We start from the raw sequence: 16297 nt of genomic DNA, 5'->3' as shown, positions 1-16297 counted from the left end.
TCTGGCCCTGCTTGCTGTGCTTTGGGGGTGGTCGAGCCCACGAGTTGAAACGCCCCAGCACGTGGTCACAAAGCCCAATCCTCCTGATTGCTACTCAATCGGCAACAGGGTAGCCGCTGGCTGCTTCGAAAAAAAATAAATGAGCGATGCCGGCGGCTTGCCTCGCGGCGACCGCAGGTTGCACAGGAGGCGCGACCGGCCGCGGCTGATGACGCACCGCCCCGGGCTCAGGCGGTAAGCACGATGGCCCGCCGGTTCACGCTCGCGAAGCGGGGCGGCGATCGAGCCCCACGTCCATGGGTGTTCGCACGGGTTTATTGGCCACACATTGGACACGGCGGCAGAGTGGGTCTTTGAGTGATTGATTTTGCTGGCGCTCCCTAGCGGAATCGAACCGCTCTCTCCACCGTGAAAGGGTGGCGTCCTAACCGATAGACGAAGGGAGCAAACGCAGGGCCCTGCCGATTGTCCCGGCACGGCCGCTGGCCGGCCGAACAGGGCCCGGCGGCTTGCAGCGGGCGAACGTATAGTGGCCTTTGCGCTCCCGGGCAAGCCGTTCGGGAAAGGTCTTTCGGGCCCGGTGGATAGCCCCGGGGCGCGGGATCATTCGGAGGCGATTTCAACGGTTTGTTAGCGTTCCCTGCGTAGCGCTGGATGGGGAGATTTTGCCGATGCCACCGCCGAAGAAGCGCGCAGCCCGCAAGCTGCTGTCGCAGCACGCCTGGATCACGCTGGACGGCGGCTTTGCCGCGCGGCACTGCCTAGTCCAGGACATCTCGGATTCGGGCGCCAGGATCACCCTCGACGAGGACGCAAGCCAGCTTCCCGGCGTGATCCGGATGGCCTTCGCACGCGATGCGCGCACCGGGCGGAGCTGCCAGGTGGTCTGGCGCCGCGGCAAGTCGGCCGGCGTCAAGTTCCTCTAGCCGCGGCCGCCGATGGCGCGCGGGTCCGGTCCGGGCTACAAGGCGGCGATGCGCACGCAGCTCCTCATCCTGCTCTCCTTGCTGGCCACGTCCGCGACCGCGGCCGAGAGCCTGCGCCTGCCGCCTGCCGAGCCGCCGCAGGCGGGCAAGGCACTGCCGCTGAACGGCAGCACGGCCGGCAAGGTGAGGGCAGGCGCCTGCGCCGCCTATGGCCCGGGCTTCGTGATGGCGGAGGGCACCGGGACTTGCGTCAAGCTCGGCGGCTCGACCAGCGTCGACGCTGGCATCCGGCGCTGAAGCCCATGCCCGCGGATCTGGTGCGGCTCGACATCATCGTTCCCGTGCTGATGTATTGCGCGCTGCTGTGGTGGGTCGGCCGCGGCCTCAGCTGGACCGCGCGGCTCGCCACGGCTGCCGTGACTCTGGTGCTGATCGTCGTCGTGCTGCTGGTCGAGCGCGGCTGGCGCTAAAGCCTGAAACAAAACCGCGAAAACAACCCCATGCACAGTAGCCGTCAAGCGCGGCGGTGACGCCGCGGGAAGCGCGCCGGAACGAGGATTCCCCGCGCGATCGCCGCAGCTTAAGGCGCGCGAGGGGTTCACGACATCGGCGGTGCGACGAATTGCGCAAATCCGGGCCGCTTGCCGAGCTCGGCGAGCCAGCGCGTCAGGTGCGGCTGGGCCGGCCGGCTGATGCCTTCGACCCCGAGCCAGCGCCGCGCATAGGATCCGACCGCGATGTCGGCGAGCGTGAACGCATCGCCCTCGATGAAGCGGCGCGTGGCAAGCAGGCGGTCGGCGATGGCCCAGACCTCGGCGGCGGCATCGGCATCGCGCTGCACCTGGATCATGTCGCGCTCGGCGGGCGCGGTGCGCACGATGCCCCAGAACACCGGGCGGTCGACCGGCTGCACCGTCGACAGTGTCCAGTCGAGCCAGCGGTCGACCGAGGCGCGCTGCTTCGGCGCCTCGGGATAGATCGGCGTGCCGCGGCCATGCGCGAGGCAGAGATAGCGCATGATGGAGTTGGACTCCCACAACACGAAGTCACCCTCGACCAGCGTCGGGATCCGCGCGTTGGGATTCATCGTCAGATAATCGGCCTCGCGCGTCTTGCCGTATTGCATGCCGGCATCGATGCGCTCGTAAGCCAGGCCAAGCTCGGTGCAGCACCACAGCACCTTCTGCACGTTGACCGAATTGGCGCGGCCCCAGATCGTCAGCTTGGTATCGGCCATGAAGCTCTCCCCGCGGCATTGTTCGGTGTCGTAGCCTGGATGGAGCGAAGCGCAATCCAGGGCTGACAGTCCCGGATTACGCTTGCGCTCCATCCGGGCTACAGATCCACCTCGCTGCGGGTGATAGCGGAATTCGGCGCGCCGAGCGATGCGCGATTGCATCGCGTCCGTCATGCAAAAAGCTCCGCACGCGGCGGAGCCTTCATTGCAAAGTTCAAACTGACGCTCAGCGGCCGAAGAACAGCCACAACAGAATGATCACCGGGATCGGCACGCCAAGCATCCACAGCAACAGCCCTCTCGCCATCGCATCCTCCTCCAAATCGGTTTCGTGAAAGGAGAACGTCCGGCGAGGGGCCTGGTTCCTGCCTATGGCTTACCAATGGCCGGTGTTCGGCATCGACGCCCACGGCTCCTGCGGCGGCTTCGGATCGCCCTTCTGCAGCAGCTCGATCGAGTGCAGGTCCGGCGAGCGGACAAAGGCCATGTTGCCGTCGCGCGGCGGACGATTGATGGTGACGCCCGCCTTCATCAGCTTCTCGCAGGTGGCGTAGATGTCGTCGACCTCGTAGGCGAGATGGCCGAAGAAGCGATCCTCGCCATACTTCTCCTCGTCCCAATTGTAGGTGAGCTCGACCAGCGGCGCCCCGCGCGTCGGCGGCTGTTTCTTCAGTGCCTCGAGATCGTCCGCCGAGCACAGGAACACCAGCGTGAACCGCCCCTTGTCGTTCTCGATCCGCCGCACCTCCTTCAAGCCCAGCGCATCCTGGTAAAACTTCAGCGCGACATCGAGATTGCGCACGCGCAGCATAGTGTGGAGGTATCGCATGGTTGTTGCTCCCTGGAACGGACGGAGGGTTTTGTGTTGGGCCGGGACGGCGGGGGTAGGAAATAGCAGGAAAATGCAGCGGGGGCACTGCCATACGTGCCGCTGACGTGCGGGTAAAACTCGCTTTGTTTTGATGGCGCTATTGCGGAGTTTGGAGGCGGTAGTTAGTCGAGCCCCTGACTGTGGCGGCACCCCTCTTGAGCCCTCGGGCGGGGGGAGGCATGGCGCCGAAGGCGGGGCGTTCGGTAACTGTCAAGAGAGTGGTCGAGAATGAGTGGGGAAAACCACCGCATTCCCTTAGCTGTGGACAGGACGAATATCCCGGATAACTCAGACGCAGCTACGCGCGCACGCGAACCCAGTGATATTGGTTGGCCGTGAGTTTGCGCTGTCTCACCGGGACGTGACCGGCATCCGTATAGGCCCGGCTTCGTACCGAATCCGAAAACATTAAAATGGCGCCAGGCGAGGTGAATCGCCTGACGCCTGGGGTGGAGATCCCGAAGGACTCTCCGCCTGAACAACTGAGGTTCTCGCTCCCCCCAGGCGCCCTGTCAATCCCGCGAGACATCGGTTCTCGCTACCAAAAGGTGTGCCCTGATGAAACGTACCCGCAAGATCACCATTATCGAGGAAGTCGAGGTAATGCCCTCGGCGCGGCCGCCCAGCGGTCGCGAGCGAGGCCCTTGGTAGCTCATCGTTCGTATCGGGTTGGCGATTGCAGCGATCTTCCACGGAGGGCATTAGCCTGCTTGCTCGGTCAGGGTCCGAAGTAAGGGCGCCGCTACTAAGGCAATTTCTTTTCAGCCTCGCTGAGGAAGAGAATAGTTGAAGCAGTCATGTGCAGCACGTAGGACACCAACTCCTCGGGCGGTTCATTATCCGGCAGTGTTCCCGCCCCATGGCCCCCTTGACGGTTGCGAGCGGTGGGAATGCCCGATGAAAGGATGTTTCTCACGCCGGTGAAATGGTTCTCCCAATATGAGGGGATCAAACCATTATCAAGACAGGTCCGAACAAGCTCGGACGCGGTGGAGCGATTGGGGTCAAAGGGCCATCCGCGCTTATGACAGATGACCTTCATCGTGCTCTCGAAGGACTTTGCACAGTCAACCAAAGCTTCTTCATATTTTCCATGCCGGTAATGATCGAAGGCACTGAGAAATTCATCCTGCGCGTTTCTGAATTCCGCTCCTCGCAGAACGGCCAGCGAGGGGACCACTGCCTCGGCATGGACAAACTCAGAGTCCATCCGAATGATCTGACGATTGACAAATTGATAGCCGACGCCGTGCTCCTTAAAGCGGATATTGAGTTCTTCGATAGCCTCGGTGGCGATCTGGTCCGACCTCTGCCGATTAAGGTATTCGAATTTACGCGTATGGCCGTCGATAAGACGAAAGGAGAGCTCGACCGCATCGAGAAGACGATCTGTATCGGTTTCACGTTCAAACCAATCCCGAACGTCTTGATATGAGTCACTCTTCGAAAACCGATCGACGTTCGGGGTCAGTGTCCATGACGCTGAATTCGCGGCGTAGGACCTGAGCGATACCGTAATAGCATTGAAAAATCTGATCGTCGCCACGGCGTCCGCGTGTATGGTAGGGCACACCGATTGCATCGTCCCAAATATGTTTGATCTGAATTTTCAGGCCGTATGGGATATGATCGCATTTATAGACGTCCGGCTGGCTGCGGCTTTCGCGCGCCTTGCGTTTTGAATAGAGGTCGTAGACTGGCATCTTCCCCTCCTGAAAGAGGAAGTCTTACACCGGCCAACGTTTAGCTGGAACTGCCCCGACTTTTAAGCGGCAGAGTTCTCAACGGCATTGTTATTGGCAGCTCAGAGCAGTTGCGAAATCTGTTGCGCAACAAGACCCGCATGCGTTTCGCTTCGCTCTACCCATCCTACCGAGCTGGTTGCGGGGCTGAGCATCTGCGTTCAATAAGTGTGTCCGACAATCATAAGGGCCGTCCTTCCCTGACCCCTTGATATTGGCTTTGTAATAGCCCAGTGAAACTCCGCGTAATAGCCCAGTGAAACTCCGCTGAAAGGAGGGCTCTACCGTCGATGTCGGTATCTCGCAGCAGTGTTAGTCGGTATCCTTCAGAAGGATACTGGTTCTTCGCGTCGTGGCAAGTGAAGGGTTTGAGGTCCACGGGACCGCGATATTCACGTTGACGACCTCGGCGTAGGCGCCCGTTGGTAAAATCAAGAACAGCAGCGTTTCATATCGATCCCCCTACTGATAATCGAAGACCCGATAATTAAGGGCAACACTCTTCCAATCATCTTCTGTAAGCAAATCTCGCGGCGCGCCAACGACCAAAGGGTTAGTTTCTCCTAGGTATTCGCGCCTGGCCATATCAACGGGGCCGCATTGGTTCGTATAAACTGACTTGAGTTCGGGATAGTGTACAAGAAATCTGAAAACGCTGGTGTCAGCTATTGCTGTTCGCAGATCCTCTATTGATTGCTTCTGAGTCGAACCGTCCTTTTTGAATAGGTTCATCACGTAAGGCGGCCCAACAGGAAGCCCCTGTTGAGTAACTATCGACGGAATCCACTGCATGTAGTCGACCGTGGATTTCTGCAGCAAGAGACTTCTCGATAACTTCTCCAAAGTCGGGTCGTCGGGAATGATCGCGAGGCTAGGCGCATCGGCGTATATTTTTTCGACATCGTCGTACTCGTGAGAAAGAACCTTGAGACGAGTAAGTTGGGTCACAATCTTGTTGGCCTTATCAACGATCCCGTCTGTCAGCGTAGTGGCTGACAACGTGCATTCCTTATAAGATTTGAGATACCAACCTCCTGCGGCTATTGCGGCAGAGATTATCGCCAGGAATGCTCCACTGTTTACGACAGTGAACAAGCGGCGATACCTTGGTTCTTGTAGAACTTCAAGTGCGTCGGGATTTTCCTCTGGAGGCATCTCGTGCGCGTTCATGTTCAACCTACAAATGAATCAAATGGAAGGGTGTAGTATTCCAAAGCTGCAACCAAAATAGAAGCCCTCCTGAGAGGGCTTCATTGGCGGTGGGCCCCATACATCGAACTGATCGCAGGTGGAGAATCCCAAAATCCAGGCATCAGCTGGCTACGAAGGATCCATACGGCGCCTGAGACTGTCTTCAGTCCAACACCTAGCTGACTGCCTGCGCCAGCAGCCGAGCAGCGTTGTGAATCCACTGACCGCGTTGAATATTGCGGCGCAAAGCGCGCCGGTTGGGCTTGATCTGCATCACGTTCGAAGCAGCTCCGCCATCTCTTTCCAATGATAGATGCGCACCTTCCCGGTTTGATGCCGCGCGGCTTGGGCGATGGCGTGCGCGATGTCGTTGCCGGTGAGCCCGCGATACCGGTCGGCGGGACCGAGGAGCAGCGGATTGAGCACGCCCCATATCGCGGCGATGAGGCGTTCACGCGGGCGATCCTCGTCGCGCGCGCCGAGGATCATTGAGGGGCGGAAAATATGCGTGTGCTCGAAATCGAGCGAGAGAATGTCCCGTTCAACTTCGCCCTTGGTCCTGAGATAGAACACGCTGGAAGCGGCGTTGGCGCCAACGGCTGTGACCAGAAACACCGACCGCGCGCCATTCGCCCTGGCAATCTCGGCTGCCAACACCGGATAATCATGATCGATCTTGTAGTACTCGGCCTCGTCAGGCGTGTGCTTGCGCGTCGTCCCCAGCGCGATGAAGATCTCGTCCGCAACCAATTGGGATTTAAGTGCGGGCAGGGAAGCGAGATCGCCGATCAGCACCGTGAGCTTCGCATCGCTCACCGCCAGCGGCTTGCGGGCCACCGCCACAACCCGCGAATAGTCCGGACTGTCCAAGAGATCGCGCAGCAAATGCGAGCCGATGAAGCCGGATGCGCCGAAGACAAGTGCGGTTTTCATTCAAGCCACCGGTTTGCGTTGAGAGACCAATGCAAGTTGATGAATGCAGATCAGGAGGCCCAAGGCAACTTGGATTAGCTCGTGGGATGGGTAGAGCACTTGCGAAACCCATCATGTTTCGTAACGAGGCGCTCGATGGGTTTCGCTCCATCCTACGCGCTGTCAGTTCATGGAGCCCTGACAGCTTTCCGCAGCCTCAATCTTAGGGAAGCTCATCGGGCCACTTCTGGGCGCCGTGCAGGACGCGCAATATCCGGATCGAGCTTTCCGTTACGGTATAGGCCGCGACGTAGGGAGTGCCGACAATGACGAGCTCGCGTGTGCCGGCGACACGGCCAGGCGCCCACTTTCGGGAAACTCGACAAGTCGATGCGCAGCGGCAGCGATCCTCTCGTCGAGCGCTATGGCTGCCCGAGGATTTTCAGCGACGATGTGGGTGAAGATGCCGTCGCGGTCCGACAGCGCGAACGCGGACCAGACGAGCTTCACGACTTTGGTTCATCCGCCCTGCGCCGAGCCGCCGCCCGCCGCTTTGCGAAATGCGCTTCAGCCTGTTCGTCGGAGGTATCGGGCCGGGTATCGTTCAGCGCCTCCAGAACCTTCGCGCGAAACCAGGCGTCATGAGCCTTGCCGTTCGTGAGGAGCTCGAGCGGTAGCGCGCCCTCATTGGCAGTCCGGGTGAGCAGGATGCGGACCGCGTCCGACACCGTTAGCCCCATCTCCTCAAGGACGGCCGAGGCGCGATCACGGACTTCGGCGTCGATGCGGGTCTGAACAAGGGCATTTGCGGCCATGTTACTTTCTCCGAAGCGATACGTCCAAGGTAATTCAATTGAATGACGAGTGCAAGGCGCCCGCGGGAGCGCGGCGCGGTAAGCGTGCTGTGTCATCGCCTATCGGCTCGCGTTCGGCCGATCAGCCACCGCGATGACTGCTCGTGAACCCCGCCAGAGCTGGCGCCGACCAAACGCCATGGCCGCACTCGTTGCAGAACTCCTGTTCGATCTCGTCAGAACCCTCGTGGGTAGCTGGCTGAGACAGGCTGCGGTGGCCATCTGTGCGTGGCTCGATACGAAGATTCACGGCCGCGCGGCACGCTTTGTCGTGGGCGGGCTACTCGGGATCGCCGCCTTTTTCCTCATTCCTGTTATCGCTGGCCTGCTGGGTCTTTGATGCCCTGGCTGAGGACATATCTCGTCATCGCATTGGCCGTGGGGGCGCTCGTCTCGACGGTGCTCCTCGTGCTGGAGCCGCTGACCGACTTCGCGTTGCTTTGGCTGGAGTGGCCGGGCATCAGCGCAGCGTATTTTTTCCGGGGAGCGGTCGGAGGCTCCGCCTTCCTCGGCATCGCCATTTCGTGGGTCGTGAATGCGCTGACCTACGGTCTGGGTGCTTTCGTCATTCTCAGCGCCTTGAAGGTGCTGAGGGACGCATGATCCCTCACGCCGTCTCCTCGTCGCCCTTGGCGACGATCTCGACTTCGAAATAGCCCATGTCGCGGAGCTCGGCGGCTTTCTTCTCGGCCGCTTCCCTTGTGTCTCGCTTCAAGATGATCTGGCCCGCTCCGTCGCGGGCACAAACGAAATAAGGCATTCTCGATTCCCAATTTCGTTTGCATACGCACGGAGCCGGGTTCCCGCAATCGGACGGCTCACTCGTCCAACCCGGCCTTTTGCCGCATCTTGTCGATCAGCTCGGAGGCCTCGGCCTTGGTCAGCTCGTCCTCGGGCAGGTCCTGGTGCGCCTGCTCGGCGAGGGTCTTGAGATAGGATTCCTGGGCTCCCGTCATCGGATCGTCGCCGGAAACCCAATCCTTCGGGTCCTTCCGGGTGTTGTCGGCCATCGCACATCTCCTATTCCGTTTTCCGTAGAACGTCGGACTCGACTCTTCGTTCCGTTTTTGTTCTCATGGGCCATATCTCGAATTCGCGAGGCGGAACAATGCCGGACCTGGACTTTCTCAGGCGGGAGATCGAACGGATGCGCATCCAGATGGGCAGGCAGAGGAAGGAGATCCTCCAGCTGCAGCGGGCGGGGATCGGGACGGCCTCGGCGCAAGCGCTGCTGTCGCGGATGGAGGCGAAGGTCGAGAGCCTGTGCGCGCAACGCGACGCGCTGAAGGCGGCAGAGCCGCGCCAGACCAAGGGCAGGGTGCTCGGCGGGAGGACATGGTGAGCAGGCGATGGTTCGACGACGAGCGAGACCTGTCGCCCTTCCTGACCGCGCTCGAGGACGTTCGCCGACGCGCGACGCGGGAAGGGTGGTGCTATGCCCACGTCCAGGCCATCATCGTCGCCATCGACCAATACGCGGAAGCGGCGACGGGCAACCGCGAGTATTTCCTCAACAAGCCGGTTTCGATCGGGGACAACCGGAAGGCCGCGGACATTCCGTGAGCGCCCAAGCGGCTCTCGGGACTGCGCGGCTATCGTTGCCGATCAGCGCGGTGAGACCGAGGAGGAGGGCGCTGACCTCGTGCGCGCGGGCGAAGCGGTCTTGCTTCGCGGCGAAGCAGCCGCACGGCTCTTGCCGGACTTCGGGCCAGCTTTTGGTGTGATCCCGTTCTGCTCGTCGAACTGCTTCAGCCAGGCCGCGATGTATCGCGGGTCGTCGGGACAAAGCCGCTCGAGCAAACGAAGGTTCTGCGCTCTGAATTCCACAAGGGTTTTCGGCATCACGGCTCCTCAAAACCCTGCCCGTCGCAAAAAGTGCGGCCGGACGGCCGCCGGGTCAACGGCAAAGAGCGCTTGAAATCCCGGGCGAGCTGATGCAGCGCCAAAAGCGAAAACCCCGCCCTTTCAGGAGCGGGGTTCTCTGTCGAGGTGAAGCTTAGGGACGCTTCAACTGTAAGACGCGCGAGCGGCAAGAAAGTTCAAAAGAACATGCGCCAGCTTCGCTGGAGTGGGGAGGCGCTCGCGCCGGGCAATTACAAATCCGTAAGTCGGTTGAAAATCGACGCCGAAAAACTATCTCTGCGTCAGGCGGCAGCGTAACAAGCCGCCCCTCAACTGACACCCAGCCGCCGCGCTCAGAAAAAGGCGAAGCTGGGTCCTTTGACATTCCCTGCTCAGGTCCCGCCTCATTGGCCTCAGAGGCAAACGTCGATGGCTGCCCGCACCTATAACCACGAACGCTGGTCGGAAGACGACGACCGGCTGCTTCGATCCATGTGCGAAACGGGAAAGAGCCTCACGCTGATGATCGTGAAGCTCAAGCGTCCCATTGCATCGATCAGGTCGCGTGCGATCGAGCTTGGCATCAATCTTCCGGGCACGCGCATCGGTCTGCGACGGAAGCGGCGAACAGCCCGCACGCCCAGACAAAGCCGCTGAAGCGACCACGACAATTCCGCCGCGCCGCTCTATGCGAGCGGAGCGGCTGAACGATGCTCAGGCCGCAATCCGCTGTTCGACCGGCGCCGTCAGGAACTTGAGCGCTTCGGCGTGGGCGAGATCCGGAACCGCGATCGCCGTGTGGCTGTACATCGCGTGTGTGCGCGACGTCGCGATCTGGTCCAGGATCCCCTTGCCCTTGACGACGTGGAGGCCCATGCCGTCATCGACGGGGAAGATCGCCAGCACCACATCGTAGGCCGCGATCACGGCTCTGAGCGCCTCGGCCTTGTCTTCGGCGACATCGACAAAAACACGAACATCTGCCGCGAGTTCACGCAGCTCGTTAAAATCCAGCACTTTGAGGATACTCCAACGCAACCAACCTGACAGAAGCTTGGTCGCGTTAGGTTACTGAAGCGTCAACAACGGATCGCCGGCCACAAGTTTCACGAACGAGGAAGCGCGATGCGATCTAGCGCTTGGCGTCCTCCTTGCGCAGCCTGGCCTCGGCGGCCTCGTCGACGAGAGTCAAGCTGGCGCCGTCATAGCTCAGCTTGAAACCGCGGCCGACGATCCAGATCCAGCCTTCCCGGTCCTTGATGGCGGAGGCGTTGAACTGCTCGGAGATGGATTTGACGGCAGCTTCCTGCGATCCCGGATTGTTCAGCGTCGCATTGACGCGCCAGATCGGATGCCTGGGATCGGTCTCGTCGCCGTCGACGGCGACCTTGGCGCCGTTGATGTCGCACGCCAGCGTGTACGGACCTCGGCTCGGCCGGCAGAGATAGTGGCGTCGCGCGACGAGCTTGTTGGCCTCCTCGAATGACATCCCGGGCGAGAAGCCGAACATGTCGGACTTTTTCACGAGGGCGAAGGACGCGGGCTTCAAGAAGCTAGGCTGGATCGCGACGAGGGCTGCGACGGCGACCACGATCAAACCTGCGATGACGATAGCGACCTTCATCAGAACCCCATCAGATACCTTTCCTGGCTTATAGCAGCCGCGGCGCTGTGCCGAGAAAATTGCAGATCCTAAAATTGCAGGTCCTGCAACGTCTTGCACAGGAAGTCGGGAACCTCGGTGAGCCCGTGCTTGCGTTTTCGGCCTCGATAGGGTCTAAGCCCGATCGCTTCATGACTTCTGGCATGAATCAGCAGCGCGCACTCGCGGGTCCGGCCGCGTCCCCAGCAGCAGAATTGCTCCGCGCACCCATTCAAAGGAATTCAGACCATGGCGAAGATGACGAAGACCCAATTGATCGATGCAATTGCCGAGGGCACGCAGCTTTCGAAGAACGACGTGAAGTCGGTGATCGAGTACATGGCGACGGTCGGCTACAAGGAGCTCAACGAGTCCGGCGAGTTCGTCATTCCCGGCTTCGTGAAGATGTCGGTCGTGAACAAGCCGGCGACCGAAGCCCGCATGGGCATCAATCCCTTCACCAAGGAGCCGATGCAGTTTGCAGCGAAGCCCGCCAGCAAGTCGGTCAAGGCCTCGCCGCTGAAGGTGGCCAAGGACGCCGTCTGACGTGCCGGCGATGTCGGTGCGGTGGGCTCATTGACGCGCCGGCGCAGCAATCAACGGCCGAGGACCAGGTGGTGCTCGGCCATCGCGATGCCCGAACACCAAGACGACCATCAGGGTAACAGCACGCGGTACTCGCTTCGTCCTGAACGACGAGCTTCGATTCCTCACCATCCTTATCCGCTTCACAAGAAAAAGCCCCGCGCTTTCGCGCGAGGCTTTTCTGGCTGACGGCGTTGGGATTTCAGCGCCTGGCCGACAGCCATGGCTTTAACCTAAAGTTGAAATCGCAAAAAGCAACAGCGCCGCCACGACGGAGTATGTTCGTCAGGCGGCGCTGCCGTGTAACTGGGCGCTGAAATCCCCAGCTTCCATAGGTGCTTGCCGCGCCGAAAAGGTTCAACGCCGCGCCCACCAAAATTTTACGTCCGGGGCTGGACTTTTTGTTCTCATTTTGTTCTAGTGAGGCGCCTTGATGGACCGTTGGAGGTTGCTCATGACCGTCGAAAAACAGCGCGAAGTGATCAGGCTCTGGAACGAGCTCAGAAAGGTCGAGGGCCCTGCGGCGGAGGAGCTGCGCATCCAGATCCTCGAATGCTTCTCGAAGGAGAAGCCGAAGCGGGCGGCCTGACCTTTGTCGACGCCACGCGGCAACGCGCAAGCGCGATCCGCTCCGAGGGTTCGCGCTTGGTCTCTCGCCGCGCTGCTTGCCGGCGAAGAGTCTTCTCGAAGTTTTCTCGATGAAGAGTCTTGTTGCAGAAGAGACTTGTTGCAGAAGACACTCATCGAAGAAGGGTCCTGCCGCGTCGACGGTGTGAGCGTGCGCGCTTCATCGATCGTTAGGATTTGCTCTCCGCGCATTCTTGCGACTCCGATTCGTTCTTCGCGAACGAAACGGAGTCGAAGCTGGAACAAAGCCGGGCGTTCTTGCGCGCTCTCGCCGCGATGGTGCCGGATGCGTCTGGCTAACGATAGCTTATGCGGATGCCGATAACCCTATTCGGTTAGGTTAAAAGCCCAATCGCGTTGCGCTTGCTGCGGCTTGGGGTAGGTGTTCGGCAAAGACAAGCAAGAAACGCCTTTGCCGAAAACGATTTGCCCAAGCAGCAATTTGCCATGATGCCTTTTTCAACTCCGTCCTTTTTCCAAGGCGACCGGCACACCTACCGGCGCGTCGCCGTCGTCGGCACGCTGTTCTGCCTTGCTTTCGTTGTGATCAGCTTCTCGCTGCGGCCGCAGGCTGAGGACACGCGCGTTGCGGTCAAGGCCGACCGGCTGGTCCGCACGGCAGGCCAAGCCGCGCGCGCCAACTAACGCCGCGCGCCAATTAACGCTCGTCGCCGCAACGGCGGTCATCGGCCCGCGCCTGCGGGGATCCGGCGCCGCGCGAGGCGAGCGCCACGAAGCCGGCATAGCCGGACAGGTTGAGCAAGACTTCGAGCCAGGCGGGCATATCTCTTTCTCTCCGCTCAGCAGGGAACGGACTCAACGTCCGCGCGCATTCCTGGTTCCATACTCCTGCGAAGAAACTCAGAGCCGGGTGGTCGGGTCGAGCCGGCGGCCGAGGGTCGCGACGGATTCGCTCGACGGCTGCTCCTTGAGGAACTCGGCGATGGCCTGCGCCAGCTCGCGGTCGCTCATCGGCGTCGGCGGCGGGCGCAGCGTGCCGACACCGAAGTTGCGGACGATCTCGTCGTAATGCTCATCCTCGGATCTGGGAACCAATTTGCGGATACGGGCCAGCAAAGCGGATAAGGGCAAACTCTCCTCCATGATTGTCGTCCCCGCTGGCAACCGTCATGGTCTGCTGCCATCTGCTCCCATGAAACTGAAAACCCCGCCAGCACCGCGGAGATGCTGACGGGGTCTTCGTGCTGTCGCCTCGACCCGGATGGCGGAGGCTCCCGCACTTGAGAGGCTAACCCCCGTCTCGCCGTTTCGTTCCCGCTTCATCGACATTTCTTGACTGCGGGCGGGTTCCATCCATGCGCAACCATCGCAGGCGCTCGCCGTTGTCTCCGCGACACGCGAAGGAGGACAAGCATGAAGAAGACACTGGCAGTTCTGGCCACCATCGCGGCGGTCGGTGTGACCGCAGTCGCGGCGCCCGCGCCGGCTGAGGCGCGTGGCCGCGGCGGTATCGGCCCGGGCCTCGCGTTCGGCCTCGCCGCCGGCGCAATCACCGCGGGCGCAGTCGCGGCTTCTCAGCCCTATGGCTATTACGGTCCCCGCTACCGCTACTACGACGGTCCCGCCTATTACGGACCGGGTCCGTACGCCTATTACGGCGGGCCGTACTACCGTCACCACCACTACCGTCATTGGTAGTCGGCGAATAGCGAAAAGCCCGGAGCGGAGCTCCGGGCTTTTTTCATTCGCAGGTCTTGTTTACTCGCCCATTTTTGCGCTTGCCGACGCGATGATGCCTACGGCCAGAGCGAGGGCCGCTCGACCTTGCGGGCATTCTCCAGCGTCGCCACGAAATATTCCTCGCGCTCGCGCTTGAACTTTTCCTGCGTGGCACGGAAGGCGGCGACACGGGCGGCGATTTCTTCGCGTTCGCGCTCTTTGCGTTGTTCGTCTTCGGTCATGTCAAATCCCCTCTACACCTGAGTATGTGCACATCCGAACTCAAGCACTGCCGCCGCAATCACGTTGAGTCGCGTCAACACATCCATTGGCACTTCCGAATGGGGCGTCAATGGGGAGGAGGCATTGCAGGATTGTGATATGCGAAGGTCGGAAGAAATTGCCGAGTGCATTGCGTTAGCGCTTGATAAGAGCGTCAACGATCTTGCCGCTTGCGCATGTTGCTGTCAGGCCAAACTATTCGGGAGGCGCGGTTGATCGCATCGGATGTGCAGAGCGGTATCGAACGGCTCGGCGACATGATCGCCGAGGCCAGGACCATCGTGCCGTTCACCGGTGCCGGCATCTCGACCGAATGCGGCATACCCGACTTCCGCTCGCCGGGCGGAATTTGGACGCGTAACCGTCCGATCCCGTTCGACGAGTTCGTCGCGAGCCAGTCAGCGCGGGACGAATCCTGGCGCCGCCGCTTTGCGATGGAGGAGGTCTTCGCCGCAGCGAAGCCCGGCCGCGGCCATCGGGCGCTGGCATCGCTCTACCGCGCCGGCAAGGTTCCCGCCGTCATCACCCAGAACATCGACAATCTGCACCAGGCCTCCGGCTTCGCGCCGGAGCACGTGGTTGAGCTTCACGGAAATACCACCTATGCGCGCTGCATCGGATGTGGGCAGGTTTACCCGCTCGACTGGGTGAAGCGCCGTTTCGATGACGATGGCATCGCGCCCGACTGCACCGCCTGCGACGCGCCGGTGAAGACCGCCACGATTTCCTTCGGGCAGATGATGCCGGACGAGGAGATGCAGCGCGCGACAGCGCTGTCGCAGGCCTGCGATCTCTTCATCGCGATCGGTTCCTCGCTGGTGGTCTGGCCGGCGGCCGGCTTTCCGATCATGGCCAAGCGCGCCGGTGCACGTCTCGTGATCATCAATCGCGAGCCGACCGAGCAGGACGACATCGCCGACCTCGTCATCCACCACGACATCGGCGAGACTCTCGGGCCCTTTGTCGGCAATTGAGGCATCAATTTGATTCGCGGCTGTGCAAGCTGTTCATAGGTTCCGGCGAATCTCTTTTTTGTCTATGCGTCTCAACCGGGAGTGTTATCTTTTGAGTCGAAAGATTCGCGTCGCGTCGAATTGAGAACATTCTCTTAAGGCGCGTGATTCGGGCGCCGCCAATGTGGCGGGTTGCATGGCAGTGTGGGGTCCGGGGTTATGGGGTCGTCGGACGGATTTGAGTCCAAGAAGCTTGGAGTTCCCGGACAGGGCACCTCGCAGGGGCGATTGACGCCGGGCGAGCATGGCGGAGCCGGCCGCGACAATGCGCTCAATCCCTTCACCGGATTGGGCGAAGCCAGCGGCAACCTCGTCGAGGTCACCGGCGTCATCAAATGGTTCGACGCCTCCAAAGGTTACGGCTTCATCGTTCCCGACAACGGCTGGCCGGACGTGCTCCTGCACGTTACCGTGCTTAGGCGCGACGGCTTCCAGACCGCTTATGAGGGCGCCCGCATCGTCGTCGAGTGCATCCAGCGCGCCAAGGGCTACCAGGCCTTCCGCGTCGTTTCGATGGACGAGTCGACCGCGATCCACCCGGCGCAGATGCTGCCGCCGCGCACCCATGTCACGGTCACCCCGACCAGCGGGCTGGAACGGGCCCAGGTCAAATGGTTCAACCGGCTGCGCGGATTCGGCTTCCTGACCTGCGGCGAGGGCACGCCCGACATCTTCGTGCACATGGAGACGCTACGCCGCTTCGGCATGACTGAGCTGAGACCGGGCCAGTATGTGCTGGTCCGCTTCGGGCCCGGCTCCAAGGGCATGATGGCGGCCGAGATCCATCCCGAGACCGGATCGCCGGGATTGCAGTCGCACTAAGGCTATGACTTCCAGCAATTGTGAGCAGAGGCGCGCTGCAAGTCCGGCGCGCCTCTTTCTTTTCCGGCGGT

The 16297-nt window shown here is 61.1% G+C and carries 27 protein-coding genes, 1 tRNA gene and 1 pseudogene; 14 read left to right on the top strand and 15 right to left on the bottom strand.

The window, feature by feature from the left end:
- Window positions 1-371: 371 nt before the first annotated feature.
- Window positions 372-446: transfer RNA gene (locus I6F16_RS01185), tRNA-Glu, on the bottom strand.
- Window positions 447-671: 225 nt separating this feature from the next.
- On the opposite strand from I6F16_RS01185, the gene I6F16_RS01180 reads away from it, so the two are divergent.
- Genes I6F16_RS01180 through I6F16_RS01170 form a run of 3 tightly spaced genes read left to right on the top strand, consistent with a single transcriptional unit; the run spans window position 672 to window position 1396 of the window.
- Window positions 672-926 (top strand): PilZ domain-containing protein, encoded by a 255-nt coding sequence (locus I6F16_RS01180; RefSeq protein WP_057029117.1) that lies wholly within the window; start codon window positions 672-674, stop codon window positions 924-926.
- Window positions 927-974: 48 nt separating this feature from the next.
- Window positions 975-1223 (top strand): hypothetical protein, encoded by a 249-nt coding sequence (locus tag I6F16_RS01175; RefSeq protein ID WP_225113630.1) that lies wholly within the window; start codon window positions 975-977, stop codon window positions 1221-1223.
- A gap of 5 nt (window positions 1224-1228) precedes the next feature.
- Window positions 1229-1396, top strand: a complete 168-nt coding sequence (locus I6F16_RS01170) for a hypothetical protein (RefSeq protein ID WP_036022969.1) — start codon at window positions 1229-1231, stop codon at window positions 1394-1396.
- A 128-nt stretch (window positions 1397-1524) separates the two neighbouring features.
- Here I6F16_RS01170 and I6F16_RS01165 read toward each other — a convergent pair whose 3' ends face one another.
- From I6F16_RS01165 to I6F16_RS01135, 7 genes and pseudogenes are all read right to left on the bottom strand, one after another.
- On the bottom strand, window positions 1525-2163 hold the full coding sequence (locus I6F16_RS01165) for a glutathione S-transferase (RefSeq protein WP_225113579.1): 639 nt from the start codon (window positions 2161-2163) through the stop codon (window positions 1525-1527).
- A gap of 376 nt (window positions 2164-2539) precedes the next feature.
- Window positions 2540-2992, bottom strand: coding sequence for a VOC family protein (locus tag I6F16_RS01160; RefSeq protein ID WP_225113580.1), 453 nt, complete (start codon window positions 2990-2992; stop codon window positions 2540-2542).
- Window positions 2993-3779: 787 nt separating this feature from the next.
- The gene (locus I6F16_RS01155) at window positions 3780-4580 is read right to left on the bottom strand and encodes a hypothetical protein (RefSeq protein ID WP_225125495.1); all 801 of its coding nucleotides are present in this window, start codon (window positions 4578-4580) and stop codon (window positions 3780-3782) included.
- A 658-nt stretch (window positions 4581-5238) separates the two neighbouring features.
- Window positions 5239-5946: a hypothetical protein gene (locus tag I6F16_RS01150; RefSeq protein WP_225113582.1), complete on the bottom strand. Its 708-nt coding sequence runs from the start codon at window positions 5944-5946 to the stop codon at window positions 5239-5241.
- Window positions 5947-6240: 294 nt separating this feature from the next.
- Window positions 6241-6900 carry an oxidoreductase gene (locus I6F16_RS01145; RefSeq protein ID WP_225113583.1) on the bottom strand — a complete coding sequence of 220 codons (660 nt, stop codon included), beginning with the start codon at window positions 6898-6900 and terminating at the stop codon, window positions 6241-6243.
- 202 nt (window positions 6901-7102) lie between these two features.
- Window positions 7103-7389: pseudogene (locus tag I6F16_RS01140) on the bottom strand (type II toxin-antitoxin system RelE/ParE family toxin).
- Entirely contained in the window at window positions 7386-7694 is a 309-nt protein-coding gene (locus I6F16_RS01135; protein WP_225113584.1) for a type II toxin-antitoxin system RelB/DinJ family antitoxin, read from the bottom strand. The pseudogene I6F16_RS01140 and the gene I6F16_RS01135 overlap by 4 nt, the downstream one beginning before the upstream one ends.
- Before the next feature lie 178 nt (window positions 7695-7872).
- On the opposite strand from I6F16_RS01135, the gene I6F16_RS01130 reads away from it, so the two are divergent.
- Window positions 7873-8073 carry a hypothetical protein gene (locus tag I6F16_RS01130; protein WP_036033381.1) on the top strand — a complete coding sequence of 67 codons (201 nt, stop codon included), beginning with the start codon at window positions 7873-7875 and terminating at the stop codon, window positions 8071-8073.
- The gene (locus I6F16_RS01125) at window positions 8073-8336 is read left to right on the top strand and encodes a hypothetical protein (RefSeq protein ID WP_036033380.1); all 264 of its coding nucleotides are present in this window, start codon (window positions 8073-8075) and stop codon (window positions 8334-8336) included. The genes I6F16_RS01130 and I6F16_RS01125 overlap by 1 nt, the downstream gene beginning before the upstream one ends.
- Window positions 8337-8340: 4 nt before the next feature.
- Here the strand turns inward: I6F16_RS01125 and I6F16_RS01120 are convergent, their stop codons facing one another.
- Window positions 8341-8493, bottom strand: coding sequence for a hypothetical protein (locus I6F16_RS01120; RefSeq protein ID WP_157783960.1), 153 nt, complete (start codon window positions 8491-8493; stop codon window positions 8341-8343).
- A 58-nt stretch (window positions 8494-8551) separates the two neighbouring features.
- Window positions 8552-8743 (bottom strand): DUF3072 domain-containing protein, encoded by a 192-nt coding sequence (locus I6F16_RS01115; protein WP_035999694.1) that lies wholly within the window; start codon window positions 8741-8743, stop codon window positions 8552-8554.
- A 98-nt stretch (window positions 8744-8841) separates the two neighbouring features.
- Here I6F16_RS01115 and I6F16_RS01110 point away from each other — a divergent pair, with 98 nt between their 5' ends.
- The 3 genes from I6F16_RS01110 (at window position 8842) to I6F16_RS01100 (ending at window position 10232) form a co-directional block, all read left to right on the top strand.
- Window positions 8842-9075 carry a hypothetical protein gene (locus tag I6F16_RS01110; protein ID WP_035999688.1) on the top strand — a complete coding sequence of 78 codons (234 nt, stop codon included), beginning with the start codon at window positions 8842-8844 and terminating at the stop codon, window positions 9073-9075.
- Window positions 9072-9296, top strand: a complete 225-nt coding sequence (locus tag I6F16_RS01105; RefSeq protein WP_085974320.1) for a hypothetical protein — start codon at window positions 9072-9074, stop codon at window positions 9294-9296. The genes I6F16_RS01110 and I6F16_RS01105 overlap by 4 nt, the downstream gene beginning before the upstream one ends.
- A gap of 708 nt (window positions 9297-10004) precedes the next feature.
- Entirely contained in the window at window positions 10005-10232 is a 228-nt protein-coding gene (locus I6F16_RS01100; protein ID WP_035999684.1) for a hypothetical protein, read from the top strand.
- A gap of 57 nt (window positions 10233-10289) precedes the next feature.
- Here the strand turns inward: I6F16_RS01100 and I6F16_RS01095 are convergent, their stop codons facing one another.
- Window positions 10290-10592 carry a hypothetical protein gene (locus tag I6F16_RS01095; protein WP_035999680.1) on the bottom strand — a complete coding sequence of 101 codons (303 nt, stop codon included), beginning with the start codon at window positions 10590-10592 and terminating at the stop codon, window positions 10290-10292.
- Window positions 10593-10707: 115 nt separating this feature from the next.
- The gene (locus tag I6F16_RS01090; protein ID WP_035999676.1) at window positions 10708-11199 is read right to left on the bottom strand and encodes a hypothetical protein; all 492 of its coding nucleotides are present in this window, start codon (window positions 11197-11199) and stop codon (window positions 10708-10710) included.
- A gap of 267 nt (window positions 11200-11466) precedes the next feature.
- Between I6F16_RS01090 and I6F16_RS01085 the strand changes: the two genes are divergently transcribed.
- The 3 genes from I6F16_RS01085 (at window position 11467) to I6F16_RS01080 (ending at window position 13074) form a co-directional block, all read left to right on the top strand.
- Window positions 11467-11763: an HU family DNA-binding protein gene (locus I6F16_RS01085; RefSeq protein WP_008558895.1), complete on the top strand. Its 297-nt coding sequence runs from the start codon at window positions 11467-11469 to the stop codon at window positions 11761-11763.
- 493 nt (window positions 11764-12256) lie between these two features.
- Window positions 12257-12391 carry a hypothetical protein gene (locus I6F16_RS37955; RefSeq protein ID WP_260347228.1) on the top strand — a complete coding sequence of 45 codons (135 nt, stop codon included), beginning with the start codon at window positions 12257-12259 and terminating at the stop codon, window positions 12389-12391.
- Window positions 12392-12876: 485 nt separating this feature from the next.
- A complete protein-coding gene (locus I6F16_RS01080; RefSeq protein ID WP_035999739.1) occupies window positions 12877-13074 on the top strand; it encodes a hypothetical protein in 198 nt (65 codons plus the stop codon).
- A gap of 13 nt (window positions 13075-13087) precedes the next feature.
- On the opposite strand, the gene I6F16_RS37950 is transcribed toward I6F16_RS01080, so the two are convergent.
- Window positions 13088-13213 carry a hypothetical protein gene (locus tag I6F16_RS37950; protein WP_035999737.1) on the bottom strand — a complete coding sequence of 42 codons (126 nt, stop codon included), beginning with the start codon at window positions 13211-13213 and terminating at the stop codon, window positions 13088-13090.
- Window positions 13214-13290: 77 nt separating this feature from the next.
- Window positions 13291-13533: a hypothetical protein gene (locus tag I6F16_RS01075; RefSeq protein ID WP_225113586.1), complete on the bottom strand. Its 243-nt coding sequence runs from the start codon at window positions 13531-13533 to the stop codon at window positions 13291-13293.
- A 270-nt stretch (window positions 13534-13803) separates the two neighbouring features.
- On the opposite strand from I6F16_RS01075, the gene I6F16_RS01070 reads away from it, so the two are divergent.
- Complete coding sequence (locus I6F16_RS01070; RefSeq protein ID WP_036045604.1) at window positions 13804-14088, top strand: hypothetical protein; 285 nt, start codon at window positions 13804-13806, stop codon at window positions 14086-14088.
- Window positions 14089-14186: 98 nt separating this feature from the next.
- On the opposite strand, the gene I6F16_RS01065 is transcribed toward I6F16_RS01070, so the two are convergent.
- Window positions 14187-14351 carry a hypothetical protein gene (locus I6F16_RS01065; protein ID WP_167361660.1) on the bottom strand — a complete coding sequence of 55 codons (165 nt, stop codon included), beginning with the start codon at window positions 14349-14351 and terminating at the stop codon, window positions 14187-14189.
- 252 nt (window positions 14352-14603) lie between these two features.
- Between I6F16_RS01065 and I6F16_RS01060 the strand changes: the two genes are divergently transcribed.
- Both I6F16_RS01060 and I6F16_RS01055 read left to right on the top strand, forming a co-directional pair.
- Window positions 14604-15365, top strand: coding sequence for an NAD-dependent protein deacetylase (locus tag I6F16_RS01060; protein ID WP_225113587.1), 762 nt, complete (start codon window positions 14604-14606; stop codon window positions 15363-15365).
- Window positions 15366-15563: 198 nt separating this feature from the next.
- Window positions 15564-16226, top strand: coding sequence for a cold-shock protein (locus I6F16_RS01055; RefSeq protein ID WP_057029133.1), 663 nt, complete (start codon window positions 15564-15566; stop codon window positions 16224-16226).
- The last annotated feature ends 71 nt before the right edge of the window (window positions 16227-16297 follow it).

This window comes from Bradyrhizobium sp. IC4060 (assembly GCF_020193715.1).
In the GTDB taxonomy this organism is placed as follows: Bacteria; Pseudomonadota; Alphaproteobacteria; order Rhizobiales; family Xanthobacteraceae; genus Bradyrhizobium; species Bradyrhizobium yuanmingense.
This window is presented reverse-complemented; position numbering and strand designations above follow the sequence as displayed.

Excerpts from the sequence above, each read along its gene's own strand:
- I6F16_RS01180 (WP_057029117.1), top strand. The coding sequence starts at position 672 with ATGCCACCGCCGAAGAAGCGCGCAGCCCGCAAGCTGCTGTCGCAGCAC.
- I6F16_RS01175 (WP_225113630.1), top strand. The coding sequence starts at position 975 with ATGCGCACGCAGCTCCTCATCCTGCTCTCCTTGCTGGCCACGTCCGCG.
- I6F16_RS01170 (WP_036022969.1), top strand. The coding sequence starts at position 1,229 with ATGCCCGCGGATCTGGTGCGGCTCGACATCATCGTTCCCGTGCTGATG.
- I6F16_RS01165 (WP_225113579.1), bottom strand. The coding sequence starts at position 2,163 with ATGGCCGATACCAAGCTGACGATCTGGGGCCGCGCCAATTCGGTCAAC.
- I6F16_RS01160 (WP_225113580.1), bottom strand. The coding sequence starts at position 2,992 with ATGCGATACCTCCACACTATGCTGCGCGTGCGCAATCTCGATGTCGCG.
- I6F16_RS01150 (WP_225113582.1), bottom strand. The coding sequence starts at position 5,946 with ATGAACGCGCACGAGATGCCTCCAGAGGAAAATCCCGACGCACTTGAA.
- I6F16_RS01145 (WP_225113583.1), bottom strand. The coding sequence starts at position 6,900 with ATGAAAACCGCACTTGTCTTCGGCGCATCCGGCTTCATCGGCTCGCAT.
- I6F16_RS01135 (WP_225113584.1), bottom strand. The coding sequence starts at position 7,694 with ATGGCCGCAAATGCCCTTGTTCAGACCCGCATCGACGCCGAAGTCCGT.
- I6F16_RS01130 (WP_036033381.1), top strand. The coding sequence starts at position 7,873 with ATGGCCGCACTCGTTGCAGAACTCCTGTTCGATCTCGTCAGAACCCTC.
- I6F16_RS01125 (WP_036033380.1), top strand. The coding sequence starts at position 8,073 with ATGCCCTGGCTGAGGACATATCTCGTCATCGCATTGGCCGTGGGGGCG.
- I6F16_RS01120 (WP_157783960.1), bottom strand. The coding sequence starts at position 8,493 with ATGCCTTATTTCGTTTGTGCCCGCGACGGAGCGGGCCAGATCATCTTG.
- I6F16_RS01115 (WP_035999694.1), bottom strand. The coding sequence starts at position 8,743 with ATGGCCGACAACACCCGGAAGGACCCGAAGGATTGGGTTTCCGGCGAC.
- I6F16_RS01110 (WP_035999688.1), top strand. The coding sequence starts at position 8,842 with ATGCCGGACCTGGACTTTCTCAGGCGGGAGATCGAACGGATGCGCATC.
- I6F16_RS01100 (WP_035999684.1), top strand. The coding sequence starts at position 10,005 with ATGGCTGCCCGCACCTATAACCACGAACGCTGGTCGGAAGACGACGAC.
- I6F16_RS01090 (WP_035999676.1), bottom strand. The coding sequence starts at position 11,199 with ATGAAGGTCGCTATCGTCATCGCAGGTTTGATCGTGGTCGCCGTCGCA.
- I6F16_RS01085 (WP_008558895.1), top strand. The coding sequence starts at position 11,467 with ATGGCGAAGATGACGAAGACCCAATTGATCGATGCAATTGCCGAGGGC.
- I6F16_RS37955 (WP_260347228.1), top strand. The coding sequence starts at position 12,257 with ATGACCGTCGAAAAACAGCGCGAAGTGATCAGGCTCTGGAACGAGCTC.
- I6F16_RS01080 (WP_035999739.1), top strand. The coding sequence starts at position 12,877 with ATGATGCCTTTTTCAACTCCGTCCTTTTTCCAAGGCGACCGGCACACC.
- I6F16_RS37950 (WP_035999737.1), bottom strand. The coding sequence starts at position 13,213 with ATGCCCGCCTGGCTCGAAGTCTTGCTCAACCTGTCCGGCTATGCCGGC.
- I6F16_RS01075 (WP_225113586.1), bottom strand. The coding sequence starts at position 13,533 with ATGGAGGAGAGTTTGCCCTTATCCGCTTTGCTGGCCCGTATCCGCAAA.
- I6F16_RS01070 (WP_036045604.1), top strand. The coding sequence starts at position 13,804 with ATGAAGAAGACACTGGCAGTTCTGGCCACCATCGCGGCGGTCGGTGTG.
- I6F16_RS01065 (WP_167361660.1), bottom strand. The coding sequence starts at position 14,351 with ATGACCGAAGACGAACAACGCAAAGAGCGCGAACGCGAAGAAATCGCC.
- I6F16_RS01055 (WP_057029133.1), top strand. The coding sequence starts at position 15,564 with ATGGGGTCGTCGGACGGATTTGAGTCCAAGAAGCTTGGAGTTCCCGGA.